Annotated in this window: 10 protein-coding genes; 7 read left to right on the forward strand and 3 right to left on the reverse strand. The window is 72.1% G+C overall.

Translation table 11 applies throughout. The features are described from left to right. Positions 1-60: 60 nt before the first annotated feature. Positions 61-1,146, forward strand: a complete 1,086-nt coding sequence (locus tag MHY49_RS12205) for a LacI family DNA-binding transcriptional regulator (RefSeq protein ID WP_239204461.1) — start codon at positions 61-63, stop codon at positions 1,144-1,146. A 79-nt stretch (positions 1,147-1,225) separates the two neighbouring features. Here MHY49_RS12205 and MHY49_RS12210 read toward each other — a convergent pair whose 3' ends face one another. Further along, positions 1,226-1,909 (reverse strand): metal-dependent transcriptional regulator, encoded by a 684-nt coding sequence (locus MHY49_RS12210; protein WP_239204463.1) that lies wholly within the window; start codon positions 1,907-1,909, stop codon positions 1,226-1,228. 49 nt (positions 1,910-1,958) lie between these two features. Then, positions 1,959-3,287 (reverse strand): Nramp family divalent metal transporter, encoded by a 1,329-nt coding sequence (locus MHY49_RS12215; protein WP_239204464.1) that lies wholly within the window; start codon positions 3,285-3,287, stop codon positions 1,959-1,961. Between the two features lie 421 nt (positions 3,288-3,708). On the opposite strand from MHY49_RS12215, the gene MHY49_RS12220 reads away from it, so the two are divergent. The 5 genes from MHY49_RS12220 to MHY49_RS12240 are packed head-to-tail and all read left to right on the forward strand — an operon-like array spanning position 3,709 to position 10,302. Beyond that, complete coding sequence (locus MHY49_RS12220; RefSeq protein WP_239204465.1) at positions 3,709-5,382, forward strand: ABC transporter substrate-binding protein; 1,674 nt, start codon at positions 3,709-3,711, stop codon at positions 5,380-5,382. After that, the gene (locus MHY49_RS12225) at positions 5,379-6,359 is read left to right on the forward strand and encodes an ABC transporter permease (RefSeq protein ID WP_239204466.1); all 981 of its coding nucleotides are present in this window, start codon (positions 5,379-5,381) and stop codon (positions 6,357-6,359) included. The genes MHY49_RS12220 and MHY49_RS12225 overlap by 4 nt, the downstream gene beginning before the upstream one ends. Beyond that, a complete protein-coding gene (locus tag MHY49_RS12230) occupies positions 6,356-7,312 on the forward strand; it encodes an ABC transporter permease (protein ID WP_239204467.1) in 957 nt (318 codons plus the stop codon). Before MHY49_RS12225 ends, MHY49_RS12230 begins: the two co-directional genes overlap by 4 nt. Beyond that, positions 7,309-9,078, forward strand: a complete 1,770-nt coding sequence (locus tag MHY49_RS12235; RefSeq protein ID WP_239204468.1) for an ABC transporter ATP-binding protein — start codon at positions 7,309-7,311, stop codon at positions 9,076-9,078. The genes MHY49_RS12230 and MHY49_RS12235 overlap by 4 nt, the downstream gene beginning before the upstream one ends. A 24-nt stretch (positions 9,079-9,102) precedes the next feature. Further along, positions 9,103-10,302, forward strand: a complete 1,200-nt coding sequence (locus MHY49_RS12240) for a glycoside hydrolase family 1 protein (protein ID WP_239204469.1) — start codon at positions 9,103-9,105, stop codon at positions 10,300-10,302. Positions 10,303-10,328: 26 nt separating this feature from the next. On the opposite strand, the gene MHY49_RS12245 is transcribed toward MHY49_RS12240, so the two are convergent. Next, a complete protein-coding gene (locus MHY49_RS12245) occupies positions 10,329-11,009 on the reverse strand; it encodes a DedA family protein (protein WP_228359472.1) in 681 nt (226 codons plus the stop codon). Between the two features lie 443 nt (positions 11,010-11,452). On the opposite strand from MHY49_RS12245, the gene map reads away from it, so the two are divergent. Next, positions 11,453-12,238, forward strand: a complete 786-nt coding sequence (gene map, locus MHY49_RS12250) for a type I methionyl aminopeptidase (RefSeq protein WP_239204470.1) — start codon at positions 11,453-11,455, stop codon at positions 12,236-12,238. Positions 12,239-12,259 lie beyond the last annotated feature (21 nt).

Here is a 12,259-nt window from a genome sequence, read left to right on the forward strand (position 1 = left end):
GTCACGTCCGCCCCGTCCCCGACCCCGTCGAGCCCTCCGCCCGACGCCTGGAGGTTCCCCGTGCCACCCAGGAAGCCGCCGACCGTCTACGACGTCGCGACGCGCGCGGGGGTCTCGATCGCGACGGTCTCGCGCGTGCTCCGCAGCCCGCAGAAGGTCACCGAGTCCACGCGCGAGCGGGTGCTCGCCGCGATCGACGAGCTCGGCTACGTCCCCAACGCGAGCGCCCGGGGGCTCGCCGGTCGGCGCACCGGCGTGCTGGGCCTGCTGATCCCCGGCCACGACGCCCCTCCGATCGCGCCGCCGGGCTCCGCGGAGGAGCACGCCGTGGAGTTCATCGACGACATGGACCGCAGCTTCGTGGACCCCGAGCGCAACCACTACTTCGAGCAGCTCGTGCGCGGCTGCGAGATCAGCGCCTGGAGCAGCGGCTACGCGCTCCTGGTCGCCTCCGGCCCCGACCTCAGCCGGAGCGTGGTGCTCGACGACCTCGAGGGCCGGGTCGACGGGATCATCGTCATCTCCCGCACCGTGCCCGACGACCTCATCGCCCGCTCGGCGCAGCGCGTGCCGCTCGTGGTGGTCGCGGGCCGTGCCGCCGGGACGGCCGATTCGGTGCGCGTGGACAACGCGGGCGGGATGGCGGCGGTGACCCGCCACGTGCTCGCGCGCAAACCGTCGGGCCCCGTGCTCTACCTGGGCGGGCCCGCTGATTCGCCCGACGGGGTCGAGCGCGAGGAGGGCTTCCGCCGAGAGGTCGACGGCAGCGGCGAGTCCTGGCGCATCGCGTCCACCGACTTCACGACCGAGGGCGGGGCGCGCGAGATGCGCCGAGCCCTCGCGGAGATCCGCCCGGGCGCGGTGATCGCCGCGAACGATCAGAGTGCGCTCGGGGCACTCACGGCGCTGTCGGAAGCAGGCATCGGGGTCCCGGACGACTGCGTGGTCACCGGGTTCGACGGCATCGAGGACGCGCGCTGGTCGCAGCCGGCGCTCACCACCGTGCGCCAGCCGATGACGGACGTCGGCGTCCAGGCGGTCCAGACGCTGCTGCGCCGGATGGCCGACGCGGACGCCCCCGGACAGGACCTGCAGCTCCCCGTCGACGTGCTGCTGCGCGAGAGCTGCGGGCCGCTCGGGCGCTGAGCGCCCGTCGGCCTCTCGACCCGGCGGGCCCGTCGGCCCGTCGTTCCCTCGAACCGAGGCGCCTCCGACGCCCGCGCCCTCAGACGATCGGCCGCACGAGCATTCCCTCGGCGACGCTCCCGGGCACCTCGACGCCCTCGCGCCCGAGCACCCGCACCAGCGGACCCGCGCCCGCCGCGCCGCTCTCCCCCGCGTCGACGTCGAGCTCCACGCCCGGCACGAGCCCCAGCTCGCGGGCGGTGCGCAGCACCTCGGGGTCGGCGTCGGACACCACGAGGACCCGGAAGCGGCCGCTGCCGGTGACGCTCGCGAGGCGCCGCGCGTCCTCGGGGTGTGCCCAGCGGTGGTCGGCATCGGGGATGGGGTCGCCGTGGGGGTCCGCCGTCGGATGCTCGAGGATCGCGTCGATGCGGGCGATGAAGGTGTCGCTGACGGCGTGCTCGAGGCGCTCGGCCTCGTCGTGCACCTCGTCCCAGTCGTAGCCGAGGGCCTCCACGAGGTAGGTCTCCAGCAGGCGGTGGCGGCGCACCATCGCGATCGCGCACTGCACGCCGGCCTCGGTGAGCTCGACGGGCTTGTAGGGGATGCGGGCCACGAGCCCCTGGGCGTCCAGGCGCTTGAGGGTCTCGGTGACGTTGGCGGCGGAGGTGCCGAAGCGCTGGGCGAGCTCGCCGGTGGTGATCGGCGGGGCGCCCCATTCGGTGCGCGACCAGATCACCTTGAGGTAGTCCTGGGCCACGGGACTGAGCTCGTCGGGATTCACCCCGGCATCGTATCGCCGGGGACGCCCGCGACCATGGGGACGTCCCTGCTCACCCGCCCGCGAAGGACATCGGGACGAGCGCGAGGTTCAGGGCGATGATGAGCGCGACGACGATCCAGGCGATCACGGTGACCGGCCGCGAGTTCGCGAAGCTTCCCATCAGGGCGCGCCTGCCGGTGAGGGTCACGAGCGGCACCAGCGCGAAGGGCAGGCAGAGGCTGAGCACGACCTGGCTGAGCACGAGGGCCGCGGTGGGCTCGGCGCCGATCGCGAGGACGAGCAGCGCCGGCAGCAGCGTGAGCAGGCGGGAGAGCACGAGCGGGATCCGCCGGTGCAGCAGGCCGCGCATGATCTCGCTGCCCGCGTAGGCGCCCACGGAGGAGGAGGCGAGGCCGGAGGCGAGCAGGCCGATCCCGAAGAGCACGCCGACCACGGGCCCGGAGGCGGCGGCGATCGCGGCCTGCGCGCCCTCGATGGTGTCGGTGCCGGGGATCCCGGGGAGCGCCTCGGCGGCCAGGACCAGCATCGCGATGTTCACGGTGCCCGCGAGACACAGAGAGAGCACCACGTCCCAGCGCGAAGCGCGGACCACGCGGGCGATCCGCCCCGGAGAGCGATCGGTGCCATGACGGTCGCGCACGAGCCCGGCGTGCAGGTAGATCGCGTGGGGCATGACGGTCGCGCCCAGCATGGAGGCCGCGAGCAGCACGGTGCCGCCGCCGTCGAAGCGCGGGATCAGCCCGTCGGCCAGAGCGACCGGATCAGGCGGGGCGACGACGAGCCCGGCGAGGAAGCCGATGGTGATCACGCCCAGCAGCCCGATGATCACGTGCTCGAAGGGCCGCTGGCCGAAGCGGGACTGCACGGCGAGCAGGGCCATGGAGACGGCGCCGACGATGACGCCGCCCACCAGCAGCGGGAGCCCGAAGAGGATGCGCAGGGCGATCGCCCCGCCGACGACCTCGGCGATGTCGGTGGCGATCGCCATGGCCTGCGCCTGCAGCCAGAACAGCAGGCGCGAGCGCCGCCCCAGGGTCGCCCCGAGGTGGTCGGCGAGGGTGCGGCCGGTGACCGCGCCGAGCTTCGCCGAGAGGTACTGGACGAGCATCGCCATGAGGTTCGCGACCACGAGCACCCACAGCAGCAGGTAGCCGTGGCGGGCACCGGCGGTGACGTTCGCGGCGATGTTCCCGGGGTCCACGTAGGCGACCGCGGCGACGAAGGCCGGGCCCAGCAGGCGCAGGGTGCGCCAGGGGCCGCGGGGCCGACGGGCGGGGCCGGGCCCGCGCGATCCGTCAGCGCGCGCACCGTCCGGACGCCCTTCCCCTGTCCGAGGAACGGGTGCCTGGGTGCGCTGATCGACCACGGGTTCCACCATGGATTTAACATACCTTAAAACAGTCCGCGACGCACGGCCGTCGAGCGCGCGTCGCGACCCCCCGCACCCCGTCCGCCCGCTCGAGCGCCGGCGCTCACCGGGCTCGAGCACCCGCGCCCAACCCGCGGCAGAGCCGCGCCGGGCCCGCGTCGAATTCGCGCCGAACACGTGCCGGATCCGCGCCGAACACGCGCTCGAACACCTCTTGCGCCCACCGATGTATGCGCATACACTCACAATCCTCCGGCCGCCCGAGCCTGCGCACCCGCCGCGCTCCCCCGGGCGATCGACCCCGAGCGAGACCCCTGCGCAGGACCCCTGGGCGAGCCCCATGGACGACCGCCCCTTGGACGACCGCCCCAGCAGACCCGCGCGGAACGGGCCGGAGACCTCTTGCACAACGACGTCAGGATCGAGTCCCGTGCCTTCCACGAACACCCCGCGCGTCGGCCGTCGCACCCTGCTGACCGGGGCCTCCGCCGCACTCCTCGCGGGCGCCGCCTCGGGCTGCAGCCTGCAGGTGCGCAGCCGCCCGGACCCGACCATCGGCGCGGACACCCTGCAGATCGCAGGCGACAAGGGCAACCCGACGTTCACCGCGAACTTCAACCCGTACCAGGCGAACGCCCGCACGAGCGTCGGCCTGATCTACGAGCCGCTGATCCTGCTGAACCCGCTCGACGGCTCGATGGACCCGTGGCTCGCCGCCGACTGGGACCAGAGCGACCCGTCGTCGGTGACGATGACGCTGCGCGAGGGCGCGACCTGGTCCGACGGCACTCCGCTCACGGCCGACGACGTCCTGTTCACCTTCCGCATGCTCAAGGAGTTCCCCGCCAACGACCTCAAGGGCGTCTGGGGGCACCTCGACTCCCTGGAGGCCGACGGCCAGCGGATCCGCTTCACCCTGAAGGGCGCGGACTCCCCCGCGGTCGGCATCCTCGGCGCGACCCTCATCGTGCCCGAGCACATCTGGGCCGACGTCGAGGACCCCACCACCTGGCGCAACGAGCAGCCCGTCGGCTCGGGCCCCTTCACCCTCGCGAGCTTCACCCCGCTCCAGTACTCGATGGACCGCTTCGCGGGCCACTGGGCGGCCGACGACGTGGACGTCGAGCACATCGTGTTCCCCGCCGCGACCGGCGAGCTCGACGTGGTCACCAAGGGGTACGACTGGTGCTACTCGTTCATGAGCGACGTGGACGCCACCTGGGGTGCGGCCAACGCGCACAACCGGCACTGGTTCCCGCCGGGCGGGATCATCGGGCTGCACCCGAACCACGACAGGGCGCCGTTCGACGACCTCGACGTGCGCCGCGGACTCGCGCTCGCGATCGACGGCGACGCCGTGGGCCAGGCGGCCGCGGAGGGCTACATGGACGAGGCCGGCCAGACCGGCCTGCTGCTGCCCAATCAGGAGGACCTCCTGGATCCGTCGATCCCCGCCAAGGGGATCATCGCCCAGGACACGAAGGCCGCGATCGCCTCCTTCGAGAAGGCCGGCTTCCGGCACGACGGGTCCGTCATGCGCACGAAGGACGGCGACCCGTTCACCATCGCGATCACCACCGCCAACGGGTACACCGACTGGCTGCGGGCGGTGCAGGAGGTGCAGCGCCAGCTGGGGAAGATCGGCATCGAGGTCACCATCTCCGCGCCGCAGGCCGCCGCCTACGAGGCCGCGCTCTCCGACGGCGACTTCACTCTCGCGGTCGGCTCCTCGAACGGCTCGGACGCCTACCAGGGGTACGCGAACCTGCTCTCGAGCGAGTACTACCAGCCCGTCGGGAAGACCAGCCAGAACAACCGCATCCGCTTCCGCGACGACGAGGTCGACGACCTGCTGCGCCGCTACCGCGAGAGCGTCGACGAGGACGAGCAGACCGAGATCATCCACGGCCTCGAGCAGGCCTTCTACGAGAAGATCCCGATCGTCTCCCTCTACTACGGCGGCCTCTGGGGGCTGTACAACGACGGCCGATTCACCGGCTGGCCCGACGCCGAGGACCCGTACACCGCGCCGCAGACGTACGGCTCCTCGCCCCTGAAGGTGCTCACCCGGCTGCGCCGCGCGGGGAAGGAGAGCGCGTCATGAGATACGTGCTGAACAAGCTCGGCCTGTTCGCCCTCACCCTGTGGGCGGCGGTGACCCTGAACTTCCTGCTGCCGCGCCTGATGCCCGGCTCCCCGGCCGACGCCGCGATCGCCCGGCTCGCCCAGAACGGCCCGGTCTCCGAGGAGACCCGAGCGGCCGTCGAGGCCCAGCTGGGAGTGCCGAACGGCAGCCTGCTCGCCCAGTACTGGGCGTACCTGGGGCAGGTCGTGCACCTCGACTTCGGCGTGTCCTACGCGTTCTACCCGGAGCCGGTGAGCGGGCTCATCGGCCGCGCCCTGCCCTACACGCTGATCCTGGTGGGCGCGGTGACCGTGCTGGCCTTCGTGCTGGGCACGCTGCTGGGCGTGATGGCCGCGTGGAAGCGGGGCACCTGGATGGACGCCCTGCCCACAGTGGGCGGCAGCTTCATCAACACCTTCCCCTACTTCTGGACCTCGCTGCTGCTGCTGTTCTTCCTCGGGTACATCGCACACCTGTTCCCGACCTCAGGCGCGTACTCGGCGACCACCACCCCGCAGCTGAGCGGCTCCTTCGTCGTCGACGCGCTCTACCACGCGGCGCTGCCGGCGCTCACCCTGCTGGTGACGTCGCTGGGCGGCTGGATCATCGGCATGCGCAACGCCATGATCAACACGCTCGGCGAGGACTACGTGACGTTCGCCGAGGCCAACGGCATCGGCGGGCGCACCGTCGCCCTGCGCTACGCCGCCCGCAACGCGATCCTGCCCAACCTCACGGGCTTCGGGATGGCGCTGGGCGGGGTCGTCGGCGGCTCGATCCTCGTCGAGCAGGTCTTCGGCTACCCCGGCATCGGGTTCCTGCTGTTCAACGCCGTGATCGGCCAGGACTACCCGCTCATGCAGGCGCTCTTCCTCATGATCACCGTGAGCGTGCTGGTGGCGAACCTGCTCGTGGACATCCTCTACGGCGCCCTCGACCCAAGGACCAGGCGATGAACCGCAGACCAGAGACCGCACCAGGCGCAGCCCCCGCGACCGGCGCGCCCCGGAACGGCGTCCCCGCGAGCGAGCGGCGGATCCACCCGGGACTGCGCGCCCTGGCGTCGTCGGCCCGCACCGTCTGGGGCAACCGCAAGGCCCGCATCGGCCTGGTCGTCATCGGCCTGCTGCTGCTGGTGGCGCTGCTCGCGCCCCTGCTCGCCCCCTACGGCCCCACCGACAACTCCTTCGACCGCAGCCAGGACGCCTCGCTCCAGCACTGGCTGGGCACCACGGCCGCCGGGGAGGACGTGCTCAGCCAACTGATCTTCGGCGCCCGCATCAGCGTGCTGGTGGGCTTCGGCGCCGGCTTCATCTCCACCCTGATCGCCGTGATCGTGGGTCTCACCTGGGGATACCTGACGGGCTTCGCGGCCGACGCGATCAACTTCCTCGTCAACCTGTTCCTGGTGATCCCGGGGATGCCGCTGATGATCGTGGTCGCGACCTATCTCAGCAACGGCGGCATCTCGGTGATCATCGTGGTCATCGCGATCACCGGCTGGGCGTGGGGCGCGCGCGTGCTGCGCAGCCAGACCGCGACCCTGCGCTCGCGGGACTTCGTGCAGTCCGCCCGGTTCTCCGGCGAGCGGGCGGGCCGGATCATCTTCCGCGAGATCCTCCCCAACATGACGTCCCTGATCACGGGCTCCTTCTTCGGGGCGGCGACCGCCGCGATCCTCGCCGAGGCCGGGCTCGAGTTCCTGGGTCTCGGGGACTCCTCGGTGGTCAGCTGGGGAACGATGATCTATTGGGCGCAGAACTCCAATGCGCTGCTCACCGGGCAGTGGGCGCTGCTGTTCGCCCCCGGTCTGTGCATCGCCCTCATGGCCACCTCGCTCACGCTCATCAACTTCGGCGTGGACGGCATCAGCAACCCGCGGCTGCGGGAAGGGAGCACCGGACGATGACCAGCACCCAGACCTCCCCCGCACAGGACCCCGCGGCCGACGAGCCGATCCTCGTGGTCCAGGACCTCTCCGTCGTCTACGAGCCCGTCGGCGCCGCCCCCACCCACGCGGTGCGCGAGGTGAGCCTCGAGGTCGCCCGCGGGGAGTTCGTCGGGCTCGTCGGCGAATCCGGATCCGGCAAATCCACGCTCGGCTTCGCGATCACGGGGCTCGCCTCGGCGCCCGCGCGGATCGAGGGCGGGCGCATCCTCTTCGCGGGCCGCGACATCGCCACCATGGACCATGAGACGCTGCGCGCCCAGCGCCAGGGCGGCTTCGCGATGGTGCTGCAGTCCGGCATGAACGCGCTGAACCCTGTGCGGACGATCCGCAAGCACTTCCACGACGTCTTCACGGCCCACGGGCACGTGCCCCGGGCACGGCGCGACGAGCGCGCGGCGGAGCTCGTGGGCAAGGTGTCCCTGGGGCCCGACGTGCTGGACCGCTATCCCGACCAGCTCTCCGGCGGCATGCGCCAGCGCGTGACGATCGCGCTCGCGCTCTCGCTGGAACCGCGGCTCATGGTGTTCGACGAGCCCACGACGGCGCTCGACGTGCTGGTCCAGCACGCCGTCATGGACACGATCCGCGAGCTGCAGGCGAGCGAGGGGTTCACGGCGATCCTCATCAGCCACGACCTGGGCGTGGTGCTCGAATCGGCGCACCGCGTGCTCGTCATGCACGACGGCCGGATCGTCGAGGACGCCTCGAGCACCGACATTCTCACCCGCCCCCGGCACGAGTACACGCGCATGCTGCTCTCCCACTACGCGGACCCGCGCGCCGAGGTCGTGAGCCTGCCCGGGCTCGAGGACCGCGCGGTGCTGCCCGGGGAGCCGGGCGGCGGGGACTCGGAGCGGGACCGCTCCCCGCGGCCGACGCACCGAGCGCCCGCCGCGTCGGCGGCACCGGCCCCGTCGGCGGAATCGGCAGGGCCCGAGCTGCGCGTGCGCGGCGTGAGCAAGTCCTATGCGCCTCATCGCCGCGGCCTGCCGCCCGTGCGGGCCGTCCAGGACGTCTCCTTCACGCTCGCACCGGGCGGGGCGACCGCGCTCGTCGGCCAGTCCGGCAGCGGCAAGTCCACCCTCGCGAAGCTCATCACCGGGATCGAGCGCCCCACCGAGGGCACGATCGAGATCGGCGACGTGTCCGTGGGAGACCTGCCCAGGCGCAGGCTGCGGGACCTCCGCCGCACCGTGCAGATGGTCTTCCAGGATCCGTACGCGGCCCTGAACCCGCTGAGCACGGTCGAGTACACGCTCTCGCGGGCCGTCGCAAACCTCACCGACGTGCGCCGCGACGGCGTGCGGCGCCGGGTGCGCGAGCTGCTGGAGACGGTGGGTCTGACGCCGGTCGAGCAGTACCTGACCAAGCTCCCCCACCAGCTCTCGGGCGGGCAGCGCCAGCGGGTCGTGATCGCCCGGGCGCTCGCCTGCGACCCCCGCGTGATCATCGCCGACGAGCCCGTATCGATGCTCGACGTGTCCCTGCGCGCCGGGGTGCTCTCGCTGCTGCGGGAGCTGCGGGAGTCCACCGGCGTCTCCCTGCTGTACATCACGCACGACCTGCTCAGCGCCCGCCTCGTGACCGACGAGATCATCGTGCTGCACGAGGGCCGGATCGCCGAGGACGGCCCGACGGCCCAGGTCATGCGCGCGCCGCGCGACGAGTACACGATCCGTCTGCTCGACGCGATCCCCGATCCCCGCCGGGCGCTCAGCGCCTGAGACGACCCACCACGAAGGAGCCCCATGTCCACCCTCCGCTTCCCCGACGGCTTCCGCTGGGGCGCCGCGACCGCCGCCCACCAGATCGAGGGCAACAACGTGAACTCGAACTGGTGGGAGCTCGAGCACCGGCCCGGCTCACCGGTCGTGGAGCCCAGCAACGACGCGGCGGACAGCTACCACCGCTTCGCCGAGGACATCGCGCTGCTCGCGGACGCGGGACTGAACGCCTACCGGTTCAGCATCGAGTGGGCGCGCATCGAGCCCGAGCGCGGCGTGGTCTCCCGTGCCGAGCTCGCCCACTACCGGCGGATGATCCAGACCTGCCTCGACCACGGCGTCGAGCCCATCGTCACCCTCATGCACTTCACGGTGCCGCGCTGGTTCGAGCGCGACGGCTTCTGGCGGGCCGACGACGCCCCCGAGCTGTTCGCCCGTTACACCGAGAGCGTGCTCGGGATCCTCGACGGGGTGCGCGTGGTGTGCACGATCAACGAGCCGAACATCGCGGCAATGCTCGCGGGCGGCGAGGACGCGAAGAATCTCGTCGCGCACGGCCTGCCCTTCCCCGACCTGCACGTGGCCGATCAGCTGCTGGCCTCCCACCGCCGCTCCCGCGAGGTGCTCTCCGCGCTGCCGGGCGTGCAGTCCGGCTGGACGATCGCCACCCAGGCCTTCCACGCGAGCGACGAGGAGGGCAGCGCGCAGGCCCTGCAGGAGTACGGGCATCCGCGCGACTTCTGGTACCTCGAGAACTCCGCGGGAGACGACTTCCTGGGCGTGCAGGCCTACACCCGCACCTTCATCGGCCCGGAGGGTCCGCTCCCGGTCGCCGACGGGGTCGAGACCACGCTGACCGGCTGGGAGTACTTCCCGCCGGCGGCGGAGCTGGGACTGCGCAGCGCCTGGGAGCTCAGCGGCCACGTGCCGCTGATGATCACCGAGAACGGCATCGCGACCGCCGACGACGCCCGCCGCATCGACTACACGCGCGGCGCGCTCGAGGGCGTGCACCGGGCGATCGCCGACGGCATCGACGTGCGCGGCTACCTGCACTGGTCGCTGCTGGACAACTATGAGTGGGCGAGCGGGTATCGGCCGACGTTCGGGCTGGTCGGCTGGGACCCGCAGACCTTCGAGCGCCGGCCCAAGCCGAGTCTCGCGTGGCTCGGCGAGGTCGCGCGGCGCGGCGCGCTGGAGACGGGGACATCCGTCGAGGAGTGACCGTCGGACCGGCCGGTCCGCAGCCCTCAGACCAACTGGTCCTCGCCCGGGCGGTCGGGCGACTGCGCCGACGCCGAGGCGGCAGCAGTCCTCTTCCCCTTGGCCCGCTTGCGCAGGGCCTCGATGAGCATCGGCACCACGGAGATGAACACGAGGGCCAGCACGGCGACCTCGAGGTTCTCGCGGATGAAGGTCACGCTGCCCAGCGCGTAGCCGAGCATCGTGATGAGCACGACCCAGAGCACGGCGCCGACGGCGGACCAGGTGTAGAAGATGCGCCGCTGCATCTGGCCGACGCCCGCGACGACGGTGATGAAGGTGCGCACGATCGGCACGAAGCGGCCCAGCACGAGGGCGCGCCGACCGTAGCGGTCGAAGAACTCGATGGTGCGGTCGAAGTAGCGGCGCTTGAGGAAGCGGCCGTCGCGCTCGTAGAGCTTCCCGCCCAGGCCGCGGCCGATCTCGTATCCCACGACGTTGCCGGCGAATGCGGCGACGCACAGGGTCAGCAGGGACAGCGCGAGCGGGACGCCGAGTCCGCCGCCGTGGGAGAACATGCCGACGGCGAAGAGCAGGGAGTCGCCGGGCAGGATCGGGAAGAACAGGCCGCACTCGATGAAGACGATCGCGTGGGCGACCCACCAGAAGGCGGCGCCGAAGCGCTCCAGCAGCTGCGTGGGGTCCATCAGCATGTGCAGCAGGTCCATGGGGCCTCTTCCGTGGTCACGTCTCGTGGTCGCGTCGATGTCGGGGCGCTGTGCGCAGGATGCCGGTGAGCCCGGCGCGGGCGTCGCTCACCGCGCGAGGGCGATTCGCGCGGGTCGCGCGGGACGCGCGCGGGCGCCACGTCCATCTTCCGCCACGGTGTCCGATTCTGCGAGCGCTCGTGGTGCAGGCGTCATGCGAGGACTGTGCAGAACCTGTGGGGGCTGGCCCGCGCGCTCCGCGGAAGAGCCCCGCACGTGGCCCGACTCGCACGGCCTCGCCCTGATGGACGGGCCGCCGGACGGATAGATTGTTGCCGCTCCGCGTCGCCAGGCATCGCCCCGTCGTCGCCCCGCCGCCGCCCGACACGCCGCAGGCTGCGGGCCGTCGGCCCTGCATCGCCCCGCTCCGCCGCACCGCACCCGCCCCGCCCAGGAAGGCCCCCATGATCGAGATCCTCAGCCCCTCCGAGATCACCCGCGCCCGCGCGACGGGGGCGCTCGTCGGCCGCATCCTCCAGACCATGCGCGAGCGCACCCAGGTGGGGACGAACCTGCTGGAGATCGACGAGTGGACGAAGGAGATGATCCTCGAGGCCGGCGCGAAGTCCTGCTACGTCGACTACGCGCCCTCCTTCGGCGACGGCCCCTTCGGCCACTGGATCTGCACGTCGGTGAACGACGCCGTGCTGCACGGGATGCCCCGCGATCAGGTGCTCGCCGACGGCGACCTGCTCACCCTCGACCTCGCCGTGATCCTCGACGGCATCGCGTCCGACGCCGCGATCAGCTTCGTGATCGGCCGGGAGCGCGACCCGGAGGACACCGCCCTCATCGAGACCACCCGGCGGGCACTCGCGGCCGGCATCGAGGCCGCCGGCCCGGATGCGCGGCTGGGCGACGTCTCGCACGCCATCGGCCGGGTGCTCTCGGGCGCCGGGTACCCGATCAACATGGACTTCGGCGGCCACGGCATCGGCACCACGATGCACCAGGACCCGCACGTCGCCAACGACGGACGCCCCGGTCGCGGGCTGCGTCTGCGCCCCGGCATGCTGCTCGCGCTCGAGCCCTGGATCATGGTCGACACCGCCGAGCTGGTCACCGATCCCGAGGACGGCTGGACCCTGCGCAGCGTGACCGGCGCGCGCACCGCCCACACCGAGCACACGATCGCGATCACCGCGGACGGCGCCGAGATCATGACCCTCGCGCCCGGCGCCGGCAGCTGACCTGCTCGCGGGCCGACGTCC

This window comes from Brachybacterium sp. ACRRE, assembly GCF_022346485.1.
Taxonomy (GTDB): domain Bacteria; phylum Actinomycetota; class Actinomycetes; order Actinomycetales; family Dermabacteraceae; genus Brachybacterium; species Brachybacterium halotolerans.

Coding starts and splice junctions, on each gene's coding strand:
- MHY49_RS12245 (WP_228359472.1), bottom strand. CDS start 11,009: ATGGACCTGCTGCACATGCTGATGGACCCCACGCAGCTGCTGGAGCGC.
- MHY49_RS12225 (WP_239204466.1), top strand. CDS start 5,379: ATGAGATACGTGCTGAACAAGCTCGGCCTGTTCGCCCTCACCCTGTGG.
- MHY49_RS12235 (WP_239204468.1), top strand. CDS start 7,309: ATGACCAGCACCCAGACCTCCCCCGCACAGGACCCCGCGGCCGACGAG.
- MHY49_RS12230 (WP_239204467.1), top strand. CDS start 6,356: ATGAACCGCAGACCAGAGACCGCACCAGGCGCAGCCCCCGCGACCGGC.
- MHY49_RS12215 (WP_239204464.1), bottom strand. CDS start 3,287: ATGGTGGAACCCGTGGTCGATCAGCGCACCCAGGCACCCGTTCCTCGG.
- MHY49_RS12240 (WP_239204469.1), top strand. CDS start 9,103: ATGTCCACCCTCCGCTTCCCCGACGGCTTCCGCTGGGGCGCCGCGACC.
- map (WP_239204470.1), top strand. CDS start 11,453: ATGATCGAGATCCTCAGCCCCTCCGAGATCACCCGCGCCCGCGCGACG.